Source organism: Nocardioides daejeonensis, from assembly GCF_003194585.1.
Lineage (GTDB): Bacteria > Actinomycetota > Actinomycetes > Propionibacteriales > Nocardioidaceae > Nocardioides > Nocardioides daejeonensis.
Window position 1 is genome coordinate 1 of record NZ_QHKZ01000007.1, and the last position, 21,128, is coordinate 21,128.

A 21,128-nucleotide genomic window follows, 5' to 3' on the forward strand; every position below is an offset into this window, starting at 1 on the left:
AGCTGGCGAAGGCCAAGGAGATGGGTGCGACGCACACGGTGGACTCCTCGCAGGTCGACCCGGTCGAGGAGATCAAGCGGATCTGTGCGGAGACCTACAAGGGTGCCGAGGGTGCCGATGTAGTGGTCGAGGCGGTCGGCCGGCCCGAGACCTGGAAGCAGGCTTTCTACGCGCGTGATCTGGCCGGCACCGTGGTGCTGGTCGGCGTCCCGACTCCGGAGATGAAGGTGCCGGACCTGCCGCTGATTGACGTCTTTGGTCGCGGTGGTGCGTTGAAGTCGAGCTGGTACGGCGACTGCCTGCCGTCGCGGGACTTCCCGATGTTGGTGGACCTCTATCAGCAGGGCCGACTCGACCTGGACGCCTTCGTCTCCGAGGAGATCGGCATCGGCGACGTCGAGGCCGCGTTCGAGAAGATGCACCACGGCGACGTCCTCCGCTCGGTCGTGGTGCTCTGATGAAGCACCTGGCCGAGGGACGGCGCGAGAGCCAGGCAGCCGCCACACCCGTGCTCACCATCGGATTCGACGACACGCTGCCGGCGCCACGCACCCTGCTCTTCGGCGGCCAGCACCTCCTCGCCTTGACCGGGATCTGGCTCTTCCCCGGCATCATCGGTACCGCTCTCGGCCTCAGCCACGCAGAGGTCGGCCTGATCACGCAGGGCTGCTTCCTGATGACGGGCGTCGTGACGATCCTCCAGTCCAGTCGTCTGCTGCGGCTGCCGATCGTGCAAGGACCGACAGCCGCGTTCATGGTGGCCCTGATCGCCTCCGGCGCGACCCACGGACTCGGCACAGCCTTCGGCTCGTTGATGGTCGCAGGTGCGGTCTTCGCGGCCCTCAGTCTTCCCTTGAAGCATTGGGGCCTCTTCGGGCACGTCGCCCGGGTCGCCTCGCATCCGATCGTCTTCGGCACGCTGTTCGTCATCATCGGCGCCCAACTGGCGACGGTCGGGCTGAGTGGCTGGTTCGGACAGCCCGACCAACACGGCTTCGGCCTGCCGCTCTTCCTGGTAGCCGCCTTCACCGTCGTCGCCGTGATCGCCTGCACCCTCTTCGGCGGCACTTCGGTGATCCGCAGGGCAGCGGTCTTCTGGGGGATCCTCGCCGGCACCGTGGTAGCGGCGAGCACGGGCCTGTGGGATGGGCCATCGGTCGGCGACGTCGCGATCGTCGCGCTGCCGACCTGGCTGCCCTTCGGCTTCGGCGTCGACGGCGGAGTCGTGCTGCTGATGATGCTGGCCTTTCTCCAGGCCGGCACCGAGTCCGCAGGGATGTACCAGATGGTCGGCGGCTGGGGCGGTCAGCGGCCCGACGTGGCCCGCACGAACCGCGGGCTGTTCACCGAATTCCTCGGATCCGTCCTCGGGGCGGCGTTCGGGGGCATCGGCACCACGTCCTACCCGGAGAACGCGGGCATCGTGCGCGTGACCGGGGTCGGCAGTCGCTTCGTCACCCTGACCGCCGGCGTGCTCTCCCTCGTCCTCGCCTTCGTGCCGGCGGTCGGGCTCTTCGTCGCGAGCCTGCCGGGCGCCGTCCTCGCCGGGGCATCGACGGTGCTCTTCGGCATCATCGCGGTCTCGGGCATCCAGCTCCTCGGCGAGGTCGAGTGGGACGAGCTCAACATGATGGTGGCCGCGCCGTCCTTCATCATCGCGCTCGGGACGCTCTTCCTGCCGGTCGAGGTCACCGCGGCCCTACCCGCGTCGGCAGCGAGCATGCTCACCAATCCGATGATGGTCGGAGTGGTCCTCCTCTTGCTCCTCCACGTCGTGGTGAATCTGCTGATCCGGCCGCGCCTCACGCGCCCCTCAACGCCTACTTTTCATTTGAACTGAACTTTTGCGCCCTTTTCGGGCAGATGAACCCTTCCCATTGCCCTAGAGTTTCAACTAGGCTGAATCTACTTCAAGTGTTGTGCACGGAATGGAGAACTGATGGTCAACGGACACCCCGACGGCCTGCGCGTCGTCACCGAAGCCGACTGGGGCCCGGAGCTCCCCGTCATCTCCGGCACCGGAAGCTGCCGCGAGGTGGTGGGCCCACAGCTCGGTTGCGCGCTCCGCAGCCTCTACCACTTCACGCTCGGTCAGATGAGCCGCACCAACCCGTTCCGGCACCTCGACGAGGCCGTCTACTACGTGATCGACGGCACCGTGGAGGTGCTCTCCGGTGACGGCCCGGCCACCACTGTGGTCGAAGGCGGAATGTTCCACGTGCGTCCGCGCACGACGTACTCGTTCGCCACCGTCGCCGGTGCGACCGTGCTGGGCGGGCCGGCGCCGGTCGATGCGTCCTTCGGCACCAAGAACGGCCAGGAGGACCCCCAGGGCGGGATCTCCTACTACCACCGCGATGTGCCCGGCCTGATGGTGCCGTTCATCTCCGCAGACGCCCGGCTCGTGGTCTGGTACGGCGCCGGAGCGGTCAGCGCGAACATGAACTACGTCGTCCTGGAGCCCGGCGAGCGCAACAAGGAGCATCTGCACGCCTACTCGGAGGACACCATCTTCATCCTGGCCGGGCACGGCACCGCGGAGGACCACACGCACGGCACGCGCGTACCTTTCGGCCCCGGTGACGTGGTCACCATCCCTCCGGGGGTCGTCCACGCTGTGGCGGCGGACCTGGGCGAGCAGGTGATCTCGGTCGGCGGTCCCTGCCCAGCTGACCTGGACATGCTGCGTGCCGTCGGCGTCGATGTCGAGGCCCTCGCCGCGGAGCCGACCCGGGCATGACCGTGATCGCGCTCGAGCAGACCGCACCGCAGATCGGGGAGGTCGAGGAGAACACCGCCGAGATCGCCGCCCGCGCGACTCGAGCGCTCCAAGACGGTGCCGACATCGTCGTCCTCCCCGAGCTCGCCTCCTCCGGCTACGTCGTCGATCCGGCCACCGTCGACCGCTGCGCCCAACCACTCGACGGCCCCCTGGTGGCGACGCTGACGGGGATCACCCGGAGGCTGGGTGGTCTGATCACTGTCGGCTTTCCCGAGCGCGACGGCGTCGAGATCTTCAACACCGTCGCCGTCGTCGGCCCGGACGGGCCGGTGCTGCGCTACCGCAAGCTGCACCTCTTCGACGCCGAGCAGTTGGCCTACACGCCCGGTGACGACCTGCCGGTGGTCGCGACCGACTACGGCAAGCTGGGTGTCTGCGTCTGCTACGACCTCCGCTTCGTGGAGGTGCTCCGCAGCCTCAGCCTCCGCGGCGCCGAGATCGTCCTGGCGCCAGCAGCGTGGGTCGGCGGTTTCGACAACCGCGTGCCGGAGAACGGCCTGGTGCAGCAGGCGCAGGCCGTCGTCGTCCAGGCGAACCTCGACCAGGTGGCCGTCGTCGGCGTCTCGCAGGCGCCCGGCCCCGGCCAGGACGGCGTGGTGCCACTCGGCGGATCCCTCGCGGTCGACGCGCGGGGCCAGCTCGTCGCCGGCCCGCTCTCCCGGCGCGGGCCCGACTCCGCGGTCGCGACCATCGACCCGGTCGAGGTGCGCGCGGCTCGGCGACGCGGGCCGCGGATCAACCCCCGGGAGGATCGGCGTACCGACCTCTATCGCGTGCAGTACCTCGAGGAGCTCCTATGAAGCCCAGTAGTTTCGAATACGTTCGGCCCGAGTCGCTTGCCGAGACACTCGATCTCCTCCACCAAGATCCTGAGGAGTCCAAGGTGCTGGCCGGCGGCCAGAGCCTGGTGCCGATGATGAACTTCCGGCTGGCCCGGCCATCGCGGCTCATCGACATCAATCGTGTCCCCGGCCTGGCTGGCACGCGTGTCGAGGGAGACCGGCTGGTGATCGGTACTCGCACGCGCCACCTCGCGGTGCAGAACATGTCCGGCGCCGATCCCCTCGCCCGGCTGCTGCGCAGCGCCGCCGCCCACGTCGGCCACCTGCCGATCCGGACCCGGGGCACCTTCGGCGGGAGCCTGGCGCACAGCGACGCAGCCTCCGAGTGGTGCCTGATCGCCCGGCTCCTGGACGCGACGATGGTCGTCGAGAGCCGCGCCCGCGGGCGTCGGGAGATCCCGGCTGCCGACTTCTTCCTCTCCATCTTCACGACCGCCATGGAACCCGACGAGCTCCTCGTCGAGGTCTCCCTGCCCAGGCTCGGAGACGAGCACCGGACCGGCTTCGCGGAGTTCGCTCGCCGCGCCGGCGACTTCGCCATCGTCGCGGTCACCACCGACCTCGCCGTGGAGAAGGGCGTGGTCACGCACGCGCGGGTGTGCATCGGCGGCGTCGCGGACACCCCGTTCCGCAGCGGCGCGGCCGAGGCCACCCTCGTCGGGCAGCGCCTCGACGACGACATCGCAACCTCGCCCCTCGCCCGCGCGGCGGCCGAGGCCGCGGCCAGCGAGGTCGACCCGCCGAGCGATGCACACGGCGATGCCCCGTACCGCCGCGACCTGGTGCGCGCCATGCTCACCTCCTCGCTGGCCCAAGGGGTCGCCCGATGACCGACCAGGCCGAGCCGACCACGTGGGTGGGGCGCTCCCTGCCCCGCTTCGAGGATCCGGCGATCCTGCGCGGCTGGGGCACCTACGTCGCCGACATCGCCGCGCACGATCACGGCTGTCTCTATGCGGTCTTCGTCCGCAGCCCACTCGCCTCCGGCGTTCTTCGTGAGGTCTCCGCACCCGCCCACGTGCGGATGATCACCGCGGCCGACCTCGCCGAGGTGCACCCCATCGCTCCGGCGCTGACCCGCCCCGACTACGTCACCGTCGAGACACCGATCCTGGCCCACGACGTCGTCCGCTTCGTCGGCGAGCCCGTCGCACTGGTGCTGGGCGACACTCCGGCGGAGGCTGAGGACGCCGCCGAGCTGGTGAGCGTGGAGATCGACCCGCTGCCTCCGGTGCTGGACGCGAGCGCCGCCGTACTCCCGGACTCTCCCCTGGTGCATCCGGCCGACTTCCCCGGCGACCCCAACACCGTCGTCGACGGTCGGATCACCACCGGCGGCTACGACGAGGTGTCCCGCGGGGCCGCCCACACGGTCGAGATCGAGGTGTCCTGCTCCAGACAGAGCGCGATGCCGATGGAGGCCCGCGCCTCGCATGCCGCCTACGACCGCGGCAGCGGGCGGGTCACCTTGAGCACCACCACCCAGATGCCGCACGTCGTGCGCACCGGCATCGCCGACTGCCTGGGCATCCCCGAAGACGACCTGCGCGTCATCGCCCCCGACGTGGGAGGCGGCTTCGGAGCCAAGATGGCACTCGCACGCGAAGACGTCGCCCTGGTCCACACGGCCCGCCGGCTCCGGCGCAACCTCGCCTGGGTCGAGACTCGCGAGGAGAACTTCCTGGCCTCGTGGCACAGTCGCGAGCAGCGCTACCGGGTGACCGGGAGCTTCACCGAGGCCGGGGAGCTCGTCGCCCTCGGCGCCGACATCGTAGCGGACGTGGGCGCCTACTCCTGCTATCCGGTGACCTACGGCGTCGAGCCGCTGATGGCGATGGCCGAGCTGCCGGGGCCCTACCGGGTGGCCGAGTACGCCGTGCGAGCACGCGCGGTGTTGAGCAACAAGTGCCCGATCGCGCCCTACCGCGGCGTCTCGCGACCCGTGCAGACCCTGGCGATGGAGCGACTGATGGACGTCGCCGCCCTCCAGCTCGGCATCGATCGGCTGGAGCTGCGGGAGCTCAACCTCGTGCGCGACTACCCGCACCGGGGCCCCAGCGGGCTGATCATCGACGAGTCCAGTCACCTGGAGGCCTTGGCCCGGGCGGCCGAGCTGATGGACGTCGAGGAGTTCCGCGAGCGACAGCGGGCGGCCCTGGCCCAGGGACGCTACCTCGGGCAGGGATTCTCCTGCTTCGCCGAGCGCACCGGCTACGGCACCCCCGCGTTCGCCGCCCGGTCCATGGTCATCACCCCCGGCTACGAACAGGTCCAGCTGGCCTTCGATCCCTCCGGCGGCCTGGTGCTGCGCATCGGCGCGTCCCCGCATGGCCAGGGCCTACGGACGAGCCTCGCCCAAGTGGTTGCCGACGAGCTCGGCGTCGACCCCGGCGTGGTCCGCGTGGTGCACTCCGACACCGACCAGACGCCGTACGGCTGGGGCAGCTTCGGCAGCCGCGCGATGGTGATCGCGGGCGGTGCGACACGACGTGCTGGGGCCGACCTGCGTGACAAGGTCACCAGGATCGCCGCCGACATGATGGAGTGCGACCCGGCCGACGTCGAGCTCGCTGAGGGGCGGGCGACGGTGCGCGGCACCGATCGCTCGGTCTCGATCCCCGACATCACCCGGCGTGCCTTCCACAGCTCGCATCTCCTGGCGGAGGACGACGTGCCGGGCCTGGACACCACCGCCTTCTACAACCCCGGCGGCACCTTCTCCAACGCGGTGCACGCCGCCGAGGTGGAGGTCGAGGCGTCCAGCGGCCACGTACGCATCACCCGCTTCCTGGTCGTCGAGGACGCCGGAGTCCTGGTCAATCCCCAGATCGTGGAGGGACAGGTCCGCGGCGGTATCGCGCAGGGGATCGCCAACGCCCTCTATGAGGAGCTGATCTACGACGACGCCGGCAACCTGGTGACCACCTCGCTGATGGACTTCCTGCCGCCAACCATGCAGGAGGTTCCCCAGATCGAGATCCACCACCTCCACTCCCACTCCGACCAGACGATCACCGGTGCGAAGGGTGTGGGCGAGGGCGGCACGATCGGCGCCCCCGGCGCTGTGCTGAACGCGGTCAGCGACGCCCTCTCCCCGCTCGGCGTGGGATTCACCCACATGCCGGTGACCCCTGCCATGGTCCGCACCGCTATCCGGTCGGCGACCGAGACGACCCATTCCAGCACCACCTCAGGAGGCACCCGATGAACCAGGTCCCGCTGCGGCTCTACGTCAACGGCGAGCGTCATGACGTCACCGTCGAGCCCCGCAAGACACTGGCCGACGTGCTCCGCGAGGACTGCGGCCTGACCGGCACCCACCTGGGCTGCGAGCACGGTGTCTGCGGCGCCTGCACGATCCTCGCCGACGGGCAGCCGATCCGGGCCTGCCTGATGTTCGCGGTCCAGGCCGAGGGCATGTCGCTGCGCACCGTCGAGGGCCTGGCCCCCGACGATGAGGAGCTGCATCCGGTGCAGCGGGCGTTCTGGAAGCACCACGGCCTCCAATGCGGCTTCTGCACCCCGGGCTTCCTGATGTTGGCGGCGGGCACCCTGGAGGAGGACCCGGACCGCAGCGACGAGGAGCTCGTCGACATCCTCTCCTCCAACCTCTGTCGCTGCACCGGCTACCAGAACATCCTCACCGCCACGAAGGCGGCGGCGGCGGAGATGCGCGAATGATCGGCGAATCCCTCCAGCGGGTCGAGGACCCGGTCCTGCTCCGTGGCCAGGGCCGGTTCGCTGCGGACGTGACCCTGCCGGGGCAGCTCCACATGCGTGTCGTGCGCTCGCCTGTGGCCCACGGCAGGATCAGGTCGATCGACACCTCTGCGGCTCGTGCGCTCCCCGGCGTGGCCGCCGTCTGGACCCATGACGACATCGCCGACCTGCCGCCGATCGCCTTCCGGTTGACGCCGATCGAGTCGATGCTTCCCTACCGACAGCCGGTCCTGGCCCGCGGACGGGTGCGCTACGTCGGCGAGCCGGTGGCGGTCGTCTTCGCCGAGTCGGAGTACCTCGCCGAGGATGCCGCCGAACTCGTCGACGTGGAGGTCGAGGCGCTGCCTGCGACCGTCGATCCCACCGGCGAACCGACGCCGTGGCTCGATGCCGAGGAGGTCGCGTGGACGGCTGTCGAGGCGGCCGACGGCGCCGGCCGCGACAACGAGTCCGCGACGATCCACCTCGAGTACGGCGACCCGGACGCCGCATTCGCCGCGGCAGCGCACGTCTTCGATGTGGACGTGCGGGTGGGCCGCCACTCGGGCGTGCCCATGGAGTGCCGGGGAGGCTCCGCGCATGTGGACGCGGCCACCGGCGTGCTCATGGTCAACGGCGCAGCCAAGGTCCCCTTCTGGAACCGTGACGCGATCGCCCAGATGGTCGGCCGTTCGCCGCACGAGGTCCAGCTGATCGAAGGACATGTCGGCGGCGGCTTCGGGCCGCGCGGCGAGCTCTATCCCGAGGACGTGCTGGTCCCCCTCGCCACGATCCGGTTGGGCCGACCGGTGCGCTGGGTCGAGGACCGGCAGGAGCACCTGACCACGTGCAACCACTCCCGTGACCAGCGTCATCGGCTGCGCGCGGCGGTGGACGAGACCGGCCTGATCACGGCGCTGGACGGTGAGTTCTGGGCCGACCAGGGCGCCTACGTGCGCACCCACGGCGCCACCGTGGCCGGACTCACCGCATCGATGCTGCCCGGACCCTATCTGCTGCCCAGCTACCGGATCACCGGCCACGTGCGGATGAGCAACAAGACGCCCGCCGGCACCTACCGCTCTCCGGGCCGCTACGAGGGCACCTTCGCCCGGGAGCGCCTGATCGACGCGATCGCCAACGGCCTCGGCCTCGACCGGATCGAGCTGCGTCGGCGCAACTTCATCCCCGCCGACGCCATGCCCTACCGGCGGCCGATCCTGGCGATGGGCACCGAGTTGGTCTACGACTCCGGCGACTACGCACTCCTGATGGACAGGATGGAGGAGACCTTCGACCTGCCCACCCTGCGCGAGGAGGTGGCCGCCCGGCGCGAGGCCGGGGAGCTGGTCGGCATCGGCTATGGCTGGTTCGTCGAGAAGAGCGGCCTCGGACCGTCCGAAGGCGCCCGGGTCATGGTCGACACCGGCGGCTCCGCGCTCGTCACGACCGGAGCCTCCTCGGTCGGTCAGGGTGTGGACACCGTGCTGTCCCAGGTCGTCGGCGAGGTGCTCGACCTCGACCTGGACCGGATCCGGACCGTGCGCGGCCAGACCGAGCACTTCAACTACGGCCGGGGCGCCTTCGCCACCCGGCAGTCGGTGATGGTGGGCAACGCCGTCCTGGAGTCCGCCCTCGCGGTGCGGGCGAAGGCGCTGCGGGTCGCGGCCCACCACCTCGAGATCGACGAGGCCGACCTGGAGCTCGTCCGCGGCCGCGTGCAGGTGGTCGGCACCCCCGGCACGGGCCTGGGCCTCGGCGAGATCGCGGCCCTGCTCGAGCCGCATCGCGCGAAGGCCATCGGCGAAGAACCGGGCTTGACCTGCGATGGCTGGTTCCACAGCGATCACATGACCTATCCCTACGGCGTACACGTCGCCGTGGTGCAGATCGACCGAGGCACCGGCAAGCCCACGCTCGAGCGCTTCCTGGTCGGGTACGACGTCGGGAAGGCACTCAACCACCTGTTGGTCGAGGGGCAGATCACCGGTGGCGCGGCTCAGGGCATCGGCGGAGCGCTCTACGAGGAGTTCCGCTACGCCGAGGACGGCCAGCCGCAGGCGACCACCTTCATGGACTACCTGATGCCGACGATGGCCGAGATGCCGGAGTTCGGCGTGCTGGTCACCGAGGACGCCCCGAGCCCGCTCAATCCGCTCGGCGTCAAGGGCGCCGGCGAAGGCGGCACCACGGCGACGGCAGCAGCGATCGCCTCCGCCGTCGACGACGCCCTCTCCCGACCGGGCAGCGTCACCCAGACCCCCATCCGCCCAGACCTGATCCGTCAGCTGATCAGCGAACCGGGCCATGAGCAGTCACCCAACCAGAAGGAGCACTGAGACCATGCGCATCGTCGACCTCACCCACCCCTGGGGCATCCACACTCCGGGCTGGGTCGGCTACCCCGGCGGCAAGCTCTACTACACGCAGAACCTGCAGACCAACCAGATCGTCTCGCAGAAGATCGAGACGTCGCTGCACAGCGGCACCCACCTGGACGGCCCGATGCACGGCACCGACGGCGGGCTCGACATGGCCTCGCTGCCGCTGGACAAGCTGATCCACCCCGGCGTGATCGTCGACGTCTCCGACGAGGTGCCGGACTGGGGCTTGATCGAGCCCGAGCACATCACTTCGAAGGTGGAGGTGAAGAAGGGCGACATCCTCATCATCCACACCGGCTTCATCGACTACTACCAGGGCATGCCGAAGCAGGACCTGGTCCGCTACTTCACCATGCACCCGGGCGGCAGCGTTCGCCTGGCCGAGTGGATGGCCGACATGGAGATCCGCTGGTGGGGCATCGACGCCGGCTCCGGCGACCACCCGATGAACACCACCATCCGCAACATGCGGCCCGACCTGCTCGCGCAGTTCGAGAAGCACGTCGGGATGAGCTACAAGGAGTTCCTCGGCGAATACACCTACACCCACCACATGTCGGGCCGCGAGATCACCTCCGACATCTTCCCCATGCACCACCTGGCCTTCCAGGACGGCTGCATCCACGCCGAGAACGTGGGCGGCGACCTCAAGACCGTGCTCAACCAGCGCGCGATCATCGGCGCCTTCCCGTGGAAGATCCAGGGCGGCGAGGCGTGCCCGTGCCGCATCATGGCGTTCTTCGACTGTGGCGAGGACGAGGTCATCGAGGGCCTGGCCGGACGAGGAGCCTGAGACATGGCGATGAAGCTGAGCAACGAGTTCGTCGTCGAGGCCGGCATCGCGCGCACCTGGGAGCTGCTCAACGACCTGGAGCGGGTCGCCCCCTGTCTGCCGGGGGCCTCGATCACCGGACGCGACGGCGAAGCCTTCCTGGGCACGGTGAAGGTCAAGGTCGGACCGATCGGTGCCAACCTCCAGGGGGTCGCGAAGTTCGTCGAGACCGATGCCGACGCGCACACTGCGGTGATCTCGATGGCGGGCAAGGACACCAAGGGCAGCACCTCGACCGACGCCACGATGCACGTGCAGCTGGAGGACGCCGGCGCCGACCGTACCCGGGTACTGCTCGACACCGACCTGGAGATCAGCGGCCGGATGGCGCAGTTCGGCCGCGGCGCGATCGCGGATGTCAGCAACCGGCTGATCGGGCAGTTCACCGACAACCTCGGTGCCCTGATCGCGGGAGACGGCAGCACCGCGGCGCCCGCACCGCCCGGCGCGGGTAGCGCGGCGCCCACCGCCGCCCCCAGCGGCAGCGTCGCCGCAGCACCGGCGGACGACCTCAACATGCTGGCAGTGCTCGGGCCCACCGTGCTCCGGCAGGCCGGCCCGCCACTCGTCGGGCTGCTCGTCGGGCTGCTTCTCGGCCGTCTCCTGGGCCGTCGCGGCCGGGCTTCGGGCTCCGGCGGCGACCCGTGGGCCGACCCGCGACTGAACGCGTGGCTCGATGCCCGCCTCGCCGGCCGGGGACTGCGATGAGCCGCCTGGCCGCGCTCGTGCCAGGCGGGCTGGCTCCCGAGCAACAGGAGGTGTACGACGCCATCGCCGGCGGTCGGCGTGCTCAAGGGCGCCAGCTCTTCGAGCTCAAGGCTCCCGACGGCTCCCTCAACGGACCGTTCGGGGTGATGCTGCATGCGCCCAGCGTCGGGTTGGCGCTCCAGGATCTCGGTGCGGCGATCCGCTACCGGACCTCGATGACGGACCGGGGCCGCGAGATCGCGATCCTGATGGTCGCCGTCGCGACCGCCAGCGACTTCGAGTGGTACGCCCATGAACGGGTCGGCCTCGCCGTGGGCCTGAGCGAGGCAGAGCTGGCTGCCCTGACGAGGCGGTCGGCCGGCCCGAGACCTGGAAGCAGGCTTTCTACGCGCGTGATCTGGCCGGCACCGTGGTGCTGGTCGGCGTCCCGACTCCGGAGATGAAGGTGCCGGACCTGCCGCTGATTGACGTCTTTGGTCGCGGTGGTGCGTTGAAGTCGAGCTGGTACGGCGACTGCCTGCCGTCGCGGGACTTCCCGATGTTGGTGGACCTCTATCAGCAGGGCCGACTCGACCTGGACGCCTTCGTCTCCGAGGAGATCGGCATCGGCGACGTCGAGGCCGCGTTCGAGAAGATGCACCACGGCGACGTCCTCCGCTCGGTCGTGGTGCTCTGATGAAGCACCTGGCCGAGGGACGGCGCGAGAGCCAGGCAGCCGCCACACCCGTGCTCACCATCGGATTCGACGACACGCTGCCGGCGCCACGCACCCTGCTCTTCGGCGGCCAGCACCTCCTCGCCTTGACCGGGATCTGGCTCTTCCCCGGCATCATCGGTACCGCTCTCGGCCTCAGCCACGCAGAGGTCGGCCTGATCACGCAGGGCTGCTTCCTGATGACGGGCGTCGTGACGATCCTCCAGTCCAGTCGTCTGCTGCGGCTGCCGATCGTGCAAGGACCGACAGCCGCGTTCATGGTGGCCCTGATCGCCTCCGGCGCGACCCACGGACTCGGCACAGCCTTCGGCTCGTTGATGGTCGCAGGTGCGGTCTTCGCGGCCCTCAGTCTTCCCTTGAAGCATTGGGGCCTCTTCGGGCACGTCGCCCGGGTCGCCTCGCATCCGATCGTCTTCGGCACGCTGTTCGTCATCATCGGCGCCCAACTGGCGACGGTCGGGCTGAGTGGCTGGTTCGGACAGCCCGACCAACACGGCTTCGGCCTGCCGCTCTTCCTGGTAGCCGCCTTCACCGTCGTCGCCGTGATCGCCTGCACCCTCTTCGGCGGCACTTCGGTGATCCGCAGGGCAGCGGTCTTCTGGGGGATCCTCGCCGGCACCGTGGTAGCGGCGAGCACGGGCCTGTGGGATGGGCCATCGGTCGGCGACGTCGCGATCGTCGCGCTGCCGACCTGGCTGCCCTTCGGCTTCGGCGTCGACGGCGGAGTCGTGCTGCTGATGATGCTGGCCTTTCTCCAGGCCGGCACCGAGTCCGCAGGGATGTACCAGATGGTCGGCGGCTGGGGCGGTCAGCGGCCCGACGTGGCCCGCACGAACCGCGGGCTGTTCACCGAATTCCTCGGATCCGTCCTCGGGGCGGCGTTCGGGGGCATCGGCACCACGTCCTACCCGGAGAACGCGGGCATCGTGCGCGTGACCGGGGTCGGCAGTCGCTTCGTCACCCTGACCGCCGGCGTGCTCTCCCTCGTCCTCGCCTTCGTGCCGGCGGTCGGGCTCTTCGTCGCGAGCCTGCCGGGCGCCGTCCTCGCCGGGGCATCGACGGTGCTCTTCGGCATCATCGCGGTCTCGGGCATCCAGCTCCTCGGCGAGGTCGAGTGGGACGAGCTCAACATGATGGTGGCCGCGCCGTCCTTCATCATCGCGCTCGGGACGCTCTTCCTGCCGGTCGAGGTCACCGCGGCCCTACCCGCGTCGGCAGCGAGCATGCTCACCAATCCGATGATGGTCGGAGTGGTCCTCCTCTTGCTCCTCCACGTCGTGGTGAATCTGCTGATCCGGCCGCGCCTCACGCGCCCCTCAACGCCTACTTTTCATTTGAACTGAACTTTTGCGCCCTTTTCGGGCAGATGAACCCTTCCCATTGCCCTAGAGTTTCAACTAGGCTGAATCTACTTCAAGTGTTGTGCACGGAATGGAGAACTGATGGTCAACGGACACCCCGACGGCCTGCGCGTCGTCACCGAAGCCGACTGGGGCCCGGAGCTCCCCGTCATCTCCGGCACCGGAAGCTGCCGCGAGGTGGTGGGCCCACAGCTCGGTTGCGCGCTCCGCAGCCTCTACCACTTCACGCTCGGTCAGATGAGCCGCACCAACCCGTTCCGGCACCTCGACGAGGCCGTCTACTACGTGATCGACGGCACCGTGGAGGTGCTCTCCGGTGACGGCCCGGCCACCACTGTGGTCGAAGGCGGAATGTTCCACGTGCGTCCGCGCACGACGTACTCGTTCGCCACCGTCGCCGGTGCGACCGTGCTGGGCGGGCCGGCGCCGGTCGATGCGTCCTTCGGCACCAAGAACGGCCAGGAGGACCCCCAGGGCGGGATCTCCTACTACCACCGCGATGTGCCCGGCCTGATGGTGCCGTTCATCTCCGCAGACGCCCGGCTCGTGGTCTGGTACGGCGCCGGAGCGGTCAGCGCGAACATGAACTACGTCGTCCTGGAGCCCGGCGAGCGCAACAAGGAGCATCTGCACGCCTACTCGGAGGACACCATCTTCATCCTGGCCGGGCACGGCACCGCGGAGGACCACACGCACGGCACGCGCGTACCTTTCGGCCCCGGTGACGTGGTCACCATCCCTCCGGGGGTCGTCCACGCTGTGGCGGCGGACCTGGGCGAGCAGGTGATCTCGGTCGGCGGTCCCTGCCCAGCTGACCTGGACATGCTGCGTGCCGTCGGCGTCGATGTCGAGGCCCTCGCCGCGGAGCCGACCCGGGCATGACCGTGATCGCGCTCGAGCAGACCGCACCGCAGATCGGGGAGGTCGAGGAGAACACCGCCGAGATCGCCGCCCGCGCGACTCGAGCGCTCCAAGACGGTGCCGACATCGTCGTCCTCCCCGAGCTCGCCTCCTCCGGCTACGTCGTCGATCCGGCCACCGTCGACCGCTGCGCCCAACCACTCGACGGCCCCCTGGTGGCGACGCTGACGGGGATCACCCGGAGGCTGGGTGGTCTGATCACTGTCGGCTTTCCCGAGCGCGACGGCGTCGAGATCTTCAACACCGTCGCCGTCGTCGGCCCGGACGGGCCGGTGCTGCGCTACCGCAAGCTGCACCTCTTCGACGCCGAGCAGTTGGCCTACACGCCCGGTGACGACCTGCCGGTGGTCGCGACCGACTACGGCAAGCTGGGTGTCTGCGTCTGCTACGACCTCCGCTTCGTGGAGGTGCTCCGCAGCCTCAGCCTCCGCGGCGCCGAGATCGTCCTGGCGCCAGCAGCGTGGGTCGGCGGTTTCGACAACCGCGTGCCGGAGAACGGCCTGGTGCAGCAGGCGCAGGCCGTCGTCGTCCAGGCGAACCTCGACCAGGTGGCCGTCGTCGGCGTCTCGCAGGCGCCCGGCCCCGGCCAGGACGGCGTGGTGCCACTCGGCGGATCCCTCGCGGTCGACGCGCGGGGCCAGCTCGTCGCCGGCCCGCTCTCCCGGCGCGGGCCCGACTCCGCGGTCGCGACCATCGACCCGGTCGAGGTGCGCGCGGCTCGGCGACGCGGGCCGCGGATCAACCCCCGGGAGGATCGGCGTACCGACCTCTATCGCGTGCAGTACCTCGAGGAGCTCCTATGAAGCCCAGTAGTTTCGAATACGTTCGGCCCGAGTCGCTTGCCGAGACACTCGATCTCCTCCACCAAGATCCTGAGGAGTCCAAGGTGCTGGCCGGCGGCCAGAGCCTGGTGCCGATGATGAACTTCCGGCTGGCCCGGCCATCGCGGCTCATCGACATCAATCGTGTCCCCGGCCTGGCTGGCACGCGTGTCGAGGGAGACCGGCTGGTGATCGGTACTCGCACGCGCCACCTCGCGGTGCAGAACATGTCCGGCGCCGATCCCCTCGCCCGGCTGCTGCGCAGCGCCGCCGCCCACGTCGGCCACCTGCCGATCCGGACCCGGGGCACCTTCGGCGGGAGCCTGGCGCACAGCGACGCAGCCTCCGAGTGGTGCCTGATCGCCCGGCTCCTGGACGCGACGATGGTCGTCGAGAGCCGCGCCCGCGGGCGTCGGGAGATCCCGGCTGCCGACTTCTTCCTCTCCATCTTCACGACCGCCATGGAACCCGACGAGCTCCTCGTCGAGGTCTCCCTGCCCAGGCTCGGAGACGAGCACCGGACCGGCTTCGCGGAGTTCGCTCGCCGCGCCGGCGACTTCGCCATCGTCGCGGTCACCACCGACCTCGCCGTGGAGAAGGGCGTGGTCACGCACGCGCGGGTGTGCATCGGCGGCGTCGCGGACACCCCGTTCCGCAGCGGCGCGGCCGAGGCCACCCTCGTCGGGCAGCGCCTCGACGACGACATCGCAACCTCGCCCCTCGCCCGCGCGGCGGCCGAGGCCGCGGCCAGCGAGGTCGACCCGCCGAGCGATGCACACGGCGATGCCCCGTACCGCCGCGACCTGGTGCGCGCCATGCTCACCTCCTCGCTGGCCCAAGGGGTCGCCCGATGACCGACCAGGCCGAGCCGACCACGTGGGTGGGGCGCTCCCTGCCCCGCTTCGAGGATCCGGCGATCCTGCGCGGCTGGGGCACCTACGTCGCCGACATCGCCGCGCACGATCACGGCTGTCTCTATGCGGTCTTCGTCCGCAGCCCACTCGCCTCCGGCGTTCTTCGTGAGGTCTCCGCACCCGCCCACGTGCGGATGATCACCGCGGCCGACCTCGCCGAGGTGCACCCCATCGCTCCGGCGCTGACCCGCCCCGACTACGTCACCGTCGAGACACCGATCCTGGCCCACGACGTCGTCCGCTTCGTCGGCGAGCCCGTCGCACTGGTGCTGGGCGACACTCCGGCGGAGGCTGAGGACGCCGCCGAGCTGGTGAGCGTGGAGATCGACCCGCTGCCTCCGGTGCTGGACGCGAGCGCCGCCGTACTCCCGGACTCTCCCCTGGTGCATCCGGCCGACTTCCCCGGCGACCCCAACACCGTCGTCGACGGTCGGATCACCACCGGCGGCTACGACGAGGTGTCCCGCGGGGCCGCCCACACGGTCGAGATCGAGGTGTCCTGCTCCAGACAGAGCGCGATGCCGATGGAGGCCCGCGCCTCGCATGCCGCCTACGACCGCGGCAGCGGGCGGGTCACCTTGAGCACCACCACCCAGATGCCGCACGTCGTGCGCACCGGCATCGCCGACTGCCTGGGCATCCCCGAAGACGACCTGCGCGTCATCGCCCCCGACGTGGGAGGCGGCTTCGGAGCCAAGATGGCACTCGCACGCGAAGACGTCGCCCTGGTCCACACGGCCCGCCGGCTCCGGCGCAACCTCGCCTGGGTCGAGACTCGCGAGGAGAACTTCCTGGCCTCGTGGCACAGTCGCGAGCAGCGCTACCGGGTGACCGGGAGCTTCACCGAGGCCGGGGAGCTCGTCGCCCTCGGCGCCGACATCGTAGCGGACGTGGGCGCCTACTCCTGCTATCCGGTGACCTACGGCGTCGAGCCGCTGATGGCGATGGCCGAGCTGCCGGGGCCCTACCGGGTGGCCGAGTACGCCGTGCGAGCACGCGCGGTGTTGAGCAACAAGTGCCCGATCGCGCCCTACCGCGGCGTCTCGCGACCCGTGCAGACCCTGGCGATGGAGCGACTGATGGACGTCGCCGCCCTCCAGCTCGGCATCGATCGGCTGGAGCTGCGGGAGCTCAACCTCGTGCGCGACTACCCGCACCGGGGCCCCAGCGGGCTGATCATCGACGAGTCCAGTCACCTGGAGGCCTTGGCCCGGGCGGCCGAGCTGATGGACGTCGAGGAGTTCCGCGAGCGACAGCGGGCGGCCCTGGCCCAGGGACGCTACCTCGGGCAGGGATTCTCCTGCTTCGCCGAGCGCACCGGCTACGGCACCCCCGCGTTCGCCGCCCGGTCCATGGTCATCACCCCCGGCTACGAACAGGTCCAGCTGGCCTTCGATCCCTCCGGCGGCCTGGTGCTGCGCATCGGCGCGTCCCCGCATGGCCAGGGCCTACGGACGAGCCTCGCCCAAGTGGTTGCCGACGAGCTCGGCGTCGACCCCGGCGTGGTCCGCGTGGTGCACTCCGACACCGACCAGACGCCGTACGGCTGGGGCAGCTTCGGCAGCCGCGCGATGGTGATCGCGGGCGGTGCGACACGACGTGCTGGGGCCGACCTGCGTGACAAGGTCACCAGGATCGCCGCCGACATGATGGAGTGCGACCCGGCCGACGTCGAGCTCGCTGAGGGGCGGGCGACGGTGCGCGGCACCGATCGCTCGGTCTCGATCCCCGACATCACCCGGCGTGCCTTCCACAGCTCGCATCTCCTGGCGGAGGACGACGTGCCGGGCCTGGACACCACCGCCTTCTACAACCCCGGCGGCACCTTCTCCAACGCGGTGCACGCCGCCGAGGTGGAGGTCGAGGCGTCCAGCGGCCACGTACGCATCACCCGCTTCCTGGTCGTCGAGGACGCCGGAGTCCTGGTCAATCCCCAGATCGTGGAGGGACAGGTCCGCGGCGGTATCGCGCAGGGGATCGCCAACGCCCTCTATGAGGAGCTGATCTACGACGACGCCGGCAACCTGGTGACCACCTCGCTGATGGACTTCCTGCCGCCAACCATGCAGGAGGTTCCCCAGATCGAGATCCACCACCTCCACTCCCACTCCGACCAGACGATCACCGGTGCGAAGGGTGTGGGCGAGGGCGGCACGATCGGCGCCCCCGGCGCTGTGCTGAACGCGGTCAGCGACGCCCTCTCCCCGCTCGGCGTGGGATTCACCCACATGCCGGTGACCCCTGCCATGGTCCGCACCGCTATCCGGTCGGCGACCGAGACGACCCATTCCAGCACCACCTCAGGAGGCACCCGATGAACCAGGTCCCGCTGCGGCTCTACGTCAACGGCGAGCGTCATGACGTCACCGTCGAGCCCCGCAAGACACTGGCCGACGTGCTCCGCGAGGACTGCGGCCTGACCGGCACCCACCTGGGCTGCGAGCACGGTGTCTGCGGCGCCTGCACGATCCTCGCCGACGGGCAGCCGATCCGGGCCTGCCTGATGTTCGCGGTCCAGGCCGAGGGCATGTCGCTGCGCACCGTCGAGGGCCTGGCCCCCGACGATGAGGAGCTGCATCCGGTGCAGCGGGCGTTCTGGAAGCACCACGGCCTCCAATGCGGCTTCTGCACCCCGGGCTTCCTGATGTTGGCGGCGGGCACCCTGGAGGAGGACCCGGACCGCAGCGACGAGGAGCTCGTCGACATCCTCTCCTCCAACCTCTGTCGCTGCACCGGCTACCAGAACATCCTCACCGCCACGAAGGCGGCGGCGGCGGAGATGCGCGAATGATCGGCGAATCCCTCCAGCGGGTCGAGGACCCGGTCCTGCTCCGTGGCCAGGGCCGGTTCGCTGCGGACGTGACCCTGCCGGGGCAGCTCCACATGCGTGTCGTGCGCTCGCCTGTGGCCCACGGCAGGATCAGGTCGATCGACACCTCTGCGGCTCGTGCGCTCCCCGGCGTGGCCGCCGTCTGGACCCATGACGACATCGCCGACCTGCCGCCGATCGCCTTCCGGTTGACGCCGATCGAGTCGATGCTTCCCTACCGACAGCCGGTCCTGGCCCGCGGACGGGTGCGCTACGTCGGCGAGCCGGTGGCGGTCGTCTTCGCCGAGTCGGAGTACCTCGCCGAGGATGCCGCCGAACTCGTCGACGTGGAGGTCGAGGCGCTGCCTGCGACCGTCGATCCCACCGGCGAACCGACGCCGTGGCTCGATGCCGAGGAGGTCGCGTGGACGGCTGTCGAGGCGGCCGACGGCGCCGGCCGCGACAACGAGTCCGCGACGATCCACCTCGAGTACGGCGACCCGGACGCCGCATTCGCCGCGGCAGCGCACGTCTTCGATGTGGACGTGCGGGTGGGCCGCCACTCGGGCGTGCCCATGGAGTGCCGGGGAGGCTCCGCGCATGTGGACGCGGCCACCGGCGTGCTCATGGTCAACGGCGCAGCCAAGGTCCCCTTCTGGAACCGTGACGCGATCGCCCAGATGGTCGGCCGTTCGCCGCACGAGGTCCAGCTGATCGAAGGACATGTCGGCGGCGGCTTCGGGCCGCGCGGCGAGCTCTATCCCGAGGACGTGCTGGTCCCCCTCGCCACGATCCGGTTGGGCCGACCGGTGCGCTGGGTCGAGGACCGGCAGGAGCACCTGACCACGTGCAACCACTCCCGTGACCAGCGTCATCGGCTGCGCGCGGCGGTGGACGAGACCGGCCTGATCACGGCGCTGGACGGTGAGTTCTGGGCCGACCAGGGCGCCTACGTGCGCACCCACGGCGCCACCGTGGCCGGACTCACCGCATCGATGCTGCCCGGACCCTATCTGCTGCCCAGCTACCGGATCACCGGCCACGTGCGGATGAGCAACAAGACGCCCGCCGGCACCTACCGCTCTCCGGGCCGCTACGAGGGCACCTTCGCCCGGGAGCGCCTGATCGACGCGATCGCCAACGGCCTCGGCCTCGACCGGATCGAGCTGCGTCGGCGCAACTTCATCCCCGCCGACGCCATGCCCTACCGGCGGCCGATCCTGGCGATGGGCACCGAGTTGGTCTACGACTCCGGCGACTACGCACTCCTGATGGACAGGATGGAGGAGACCTTCGACCTGCCCACCCTGCGCGAGGAGGTGGCCGCCCGGCGCGAGGCCGGGGAGCTGGTCGGCATCGGCTATGGCTGGTTCGTCGAGAAGAGCGGCCTCGGACCGTCCGAAGGCGCCCGGGTCATGGTCGACACCGGCGGCTCCGCGCTCGTCACGACCGGAGCCTCCTCGGTCGGTCAGGGTGTGGACACCGTGCTGTCCCAGGTCGTCGGCGAGGTGCTCGACCTCGACCTGGACCGGATCCGGACCGTGCGCGGCCAGACCGAGCACTTCAACTACGGCCGGGGCGCCTTCGCCACCCGGCAGTCGGTGATGGTGGGCAACGCCGTCCTGGAGTCCGCCCTCGCGGTGCGGGCGAAGGCGCTGCGGGTCGCGGCCCACCACCTCGAGATCGACGAGGCCGACCTGGAGCTCGTCCGCGGCCGCGTGCAGGTGGTCGGCACCCCCGGCACGGGCCTGGGCCTCGGCGAGATCGCGGCCCTGCTCGAGCCGCATCGCGCGAAGGCCATCGGCGAAGAACCGGGCTTGACCTGCGATGGCTGGTTCCACAGCGATCACATGACCTATCCCTACGGCGTACACGTCGCCGTGGTGCAGATCGACCGAGGCACCGGCAAGCCCACGCTCGAGCGCTTCCTGGTCGGGTACGACGTCGGGAAGGCACTCAACCACCTGTTGGTCGAGGGGCAGATCACCGGTGGCGCGGCTCAGGGCATCGGCGGAGCGCTCTACGAGGAGTTCCGCTACGCCGAGGACGGCCAGCCGCAGGCGACCACCTTCATGGACTACCTGATGCCGACGATGGCCGAGATGCCGGAGTTCGGCGTGCTGGTCACCGAGGACGCCCCGAGCCCGCTCAATCCGCTCGGCGTCAAGGGCGCCGGCGAAGGCGGCACCACGGCGACGGCAGCAGCGATCGCCTCCGCCGTCGACGACGCCCTCTCCCGACCGGGCAGCGTCACCCAGACCCCCATCCGCCCAGACCTGATCCGTCAGCTGATCAGCGAACCGGGCCATGAGCAGTCACCCAACCAGAAGGAGCACTGAG

At 70.1% G+C, this 21,128-nt stretch carries 18 protein-coding genes and 1 pseudogene; all 19 read left to right on the forward strand.

From position 1 onward, the window contains the following. A partial coding sequence (locus DNK54_RS16915) for a zinc-binding dehydrogenase (RefSeq protein ID WP_162602519.1) occupies positions 1-458 on the forward strand: 458 nt, incomplete at its 5' end. Then, positions 458-1,840 carry a uracil-xanthine permease family protein gene (locus DNK54_RS16920; RefSeq protein WP_110208196.1) on the forward strand — a complete coding sequence of 461 codons (1,383 nt, stop codon included), beginning with the start codon at positions 458-460 and terminating at the stop codon, positions 1,838-1,840. The genes DNK54_RS16915 and DNK54_RS16920, both read left to right, overlap by 1 nt. Positions 1,841-1,939: 99 nt before the next feature. Next, complete coding sequence (locus DNK54_RS16925; RefSeq protein ID WP_110208197.1) at positions 1,940-2,740, forward strand: cupin domain-containing protein; 801 nt, start codon at positions 1,940-1,942, stop codon at positions 2,738-2,740. Further along, positions 2,737-3,582 (forward strand): carbon-nitrogen hydrolase family protein, encoded by an 846-nt coding sequence (locus DNK54_RS16930; protein WP_110208198.1) that lies wholly within the window; start codon positions 2,737-2,739, stop codon positions 3,580-3,582. The genes DNK54_RS16925 and DNK54_RS16930 overlap by 4 nt, the downstream gene beginning before the upstream one ends. After that, positions 3,579-4,454 (forward strand): FAD binding domain-containing protein, encoded by an 876-nt coding sequence (locus DNK54_RS16935; RefSeq protein WP_110208199.1) that lies wholly within the window; start codon positions 3,579-3,581, stop codon positions 4,452-4,454. Before DNK54_RS16930 ends, DNK54_RS16935 begins: the two co-directional genes overlap by 4 nt. Further along, positions 4,451-6,832: a xanthine dehydrogenase family protein molybdopterin-binding subunit gene (locus DNK54_RS16940; RefSeq protein ID WP_110208200.1), complete on the forward strand. Its 2,382-nt coding sequence runs from the start codon at positions 4,451-4,453 to the stop codon at positions 6,830-6,832. The genes DNK54_RS16935 and DNK54_RS16940 overlap by 4 nt, the downstream gene beginning before the upstream one ends. Next, positions 6,829-7,305 (forward strand): (2Fe-2S)-binding protein, encoded by a 477-nt coding sequence (locus DNK54_RS16945; protein ID WP_110208201.1) that lies wholly within the window; start codon positions 6,829-6,831, stop codon positions 7,303-7,305. Before DNK54_RS16940 ends, DNK54_RS16945 begins: the two co-directional genes overlap by 4 nt. Further along, positions 7,302-9,662 (forward strand): xanthine dehydrogenase family protein molybdopterin-binding subunit, encoded by a 2,361-nt coding sequence (locus DNK54_RS16950; RefSeq protein ID WP_110208202.1) that lies wholly within the window; start codon positions 7,302-7,304, stop codon positions 9,660-9,662. The genes DNK54_RS16945 and DNK54_RS16950 overlap by 4 nt, the downstream gene beginning before the upstream one ends. Positions 9,663-9,666: 4 nt before the next feature. Further along, positions 9,667-10,500 (forward strand): cyclase family protein, encoded by an 834-nt coding sequence (locus tag DNK54_RS16955; RefSeq protein WP_204164662.1) that lies wholly within the window; start codon positions 9,667-9,669, stop codon positions 10,498-10,500. A 3-nt stretch (positions 10,501-10,503) separates the two neighbouring features. Further along, positions 10,504-11,247, forward strand: a complete 744-nt coding sequence (locus DNK54_RS16960; RefSeq protein ID WP_110208204.1) for an SRPBCC family protein — start codon at positions 10,504-10,506, stop codon at positions 11,245-11,247. A gap of 215 nt (positions 11,248-11,462) precedes the next feature. Next, the gene (locus DNK54_RS21565) at positions 11,463-11,690 is read left to right on the forward strand and encodes a carboxymuconolactone decarboxylase family protein (protein WP_239460169.1); all 228 of its coding nucleotides are present in this window, start codon (positions 11,463-11,465) and stop codon (positions 11,688-11,690) included. Then, positions 11,594-11,923 (forward strand): annotated as a pseudogene (locus DNK54_RS16970) (S-(hydroxymethyl)mycothiol dehydrogenase); the annotation flags it as partial. The gene DNK54_RS21565 and the pseudogene DNK54_RS16970, both read left to right, overlap by 97 nt. Then, entirely contained in the window at positions 11,923-13,305 is a 1,383-nt protein-coding gene (locus tag DNK54_RS16975; RefSeq protein ID WP_110208196.1) for a uracil-xanthine permease family protein, read from the forward strand. The pseudogene DNK54_RS16970 and the gene DNK54_RS16975, both read left to right, overlap by 1 nt. 99 nt (positions 13,306-13,404) lie before the next feature. Continuing rightward, positions 13,405-14,205 (forward strand): cupin domain-containing protein, encoded by an 801-nt coding sequence (locus DNK54_RS16980; RefSeq protein WP_110208197.1) that lies wholly within the window; start codon positions 13,405-13,407, stop codon positions 14,203-14,205. After that, entirely contained in the window at positions 14,202-15,047 is an 846-nt protein-coding gene (locus tag DNK54_RS16985) for a carbon-nitrogen hydrolase family protein (RefSeq protein ID WP_110208198.1), read from the forward strand. The genes DNK54_RS16980 and DNK54_RS16985 overlap by 4 nt, the downstream gene beginning before the upstream one ends. After that, the gene (locus tag DNK54_RS16990) at positions 15,044-15,919 is read left to right on the forward strand and encodes an FAD binding domain-containing protein (RefSeq protein ID WP_110208199.1); all 876 of its coding nucleotides are present in this window, start codon (positions 15,044-15,046) and stop codon (positions 15,917-15,919) included. Before DNK54_RS16985 ends, DNK54_RS16990 begins: the two co-directional genes overlap by 4 nt. Further along, complete coding sequence (locus tag DNK54_RS16995) at positions 15,916-18,297, forward strand: xanthine dehydrogenase family protein molybdopterin-binding subunit (protein ID WP_110208200.1); 2,382 nt, start codon at positions 15,916-15,918, stop codon at positions 18,295-18,297. The genes DNK54_RS16990 and DNK54_RS16995 overlap by 4 nt, the downstream gene beginning before the upstream one ends. Further along, positions 18,294-18,770 carry a (2Fe-2S)-binding protein gene (locus DNK54_RS17000; protein WP_110208201.1) on the forward strand — a complete coding sequence of 159 codons (477 nt, stop codon included), beginning with the start codon at positions 18,294-18,296 and terminating at the stop codon, positions 18,768-18,770. The genes DNK54_RS16995 and DNK54_RS17000 overlap by 4 nt, the downstream gene beginning before the upstream one ends. Further along, positions 18,767-21,127 carry a xanthine dehydrogenase family protein molybdopterin-binding subunit gene (locus DNK54_RS17005; RefSeq protein WP_110208202.1) on the forward strand — a complete coding sequence of 787 codons (2,361 nt, stop codon included), beginning with the start codon at positions 18,767-18,769 and terminating at the stop codon, positions 21,125-21,127. Before DNK54_RS17000 ends, DNK54_RS17005 begins: the two co-directional genes overlap by 4 nt. Position 21,128 lies beyond the last annotated feature (1 nt).

Excerpts from the sequence above, each read along its gene's own strand:
- DNK54_RS16920 (WP_110208196.1), top strand. The coding sequence starts at position 458 with ATGAAGCACCTGGCCGAGGGACGGCGCGAGAGCCAGGCAGCCGCCACA.
- DNK54_RS16925 (WP_110208197.1), top strand. The coding sequence starts at position 1,940 with ATGGTCAACGGACACCCCGACGGCCTGCGCGTCGTCACCGAAGCCGAC.
- DNK54_RS16930 (WP_110208198.1), top strand. The coding sequence starts at position 2,737 with ATGACCGTGATCGCGCTCGAGCAGACCGCACCGCAGATCGGGGAGGTC.
- DNK54_RS16935 (WP_110208199.1), top strand. The coding sequence starts at position 3,579 with ATGAAGCCCAGTAGTTTCGAATACGTTCGGCCCGAGTCGCTTGCCGAG.
- DNK54_RS16940 (WP_110208200.1), top strand. The coding sequence starts at position 4,451 with ATGACCGACCAGGCCGAGCCGACCACGTGGGTGGGGCGCTCCCTGCCC.
- DNK54_RS16945 (WP_110208201.1), top strand. The coding sequence starts at position 6,829 with ATGAACCAGGTCCCGCTGCGGCTCTACGTCAACGGCGAGCGTCATGAC.
- DNK54_RS16950 (WP_110208202.1), top strand. The coding sequence starts at position 7,302 with ATGATCGGCGAATCCCTCCAGCGGGTCGAGGACCCGGTCCTGCTCCGT.
- DNK54_RS16955 (WP_204164662.1), top strand. The coding sequence starts at position 9,667 with ATGCGCATCGTCGACCTCACCCACCCCTGGGGCATCCACACTCCGGGC.
- DNK54_RS16960 (WP_110208204.1), top strand. The coding sequence starts at position 10,504 with ATGGCGATGAAGCTGAGCAACGAGTTCGTCGTCGAGGCCGGCATCGCG.
- DNK54_RS21565 (WP_239460169.1), top strand. The coding sequence starts at position 11,463 with ATGACGGACCGGGGCCGCGAGATCGCGATCCTGATGGTCGCCGTCGCG.
- DNK54_RS16975 (WP_110208196.1), top strand. The coding sequence starts at position 11,923 with ATGAAGCACCTGGCCGAGGGACGGCGCGAGAGCCAGGCAGCCGCCACA.
- DNK54_RS16980 (WP_110208197.1), top strand. The coding sequence starts at position 13,405 with ATGGTCAACGGACACCCCGACGGCCTGCGCGTCGTCACCGAAGCCGAC.
- DNK54_RS16985 (WP_110208198.1), top strand. The coding sequence starts at position 14,202 with ATGACCGTGATCGCGCTCGAGCAGACCGCACCGCAGATCGGGGAGGTC.
- DNK54_RS16990 (WP_110208199.1), top strand. The coding sequence starts at position 15,044 with ATGAAGCCCAGTAGTTTCGAATACGTTCGGCCCGAGTCGCTTGCCGAG.
- DNK54_RS16995 (WP_110208200.1), top strand. The coding sequence starts at position 15,916 with ATGACCGACCAGGCCGAGCCGACCACGTGGGTGGGGCGCTCCCTGCCC.
- DNK54_RS17000 (WP_110208201.1), top strand. The coding sequence starts at position 18,294 with ATGAACCAGGTCCCGCTGCGGCTCTACGTCAACGGCGAGCGTCATGAC.
- DNK54_RS17005 (WP_110208202.1), top strand. The coding sequence starts at position 18,767 with ATGATCGGCGAATCCCTCCAGCGGGTCGAGGACCCGGTCCTGCTCCGT.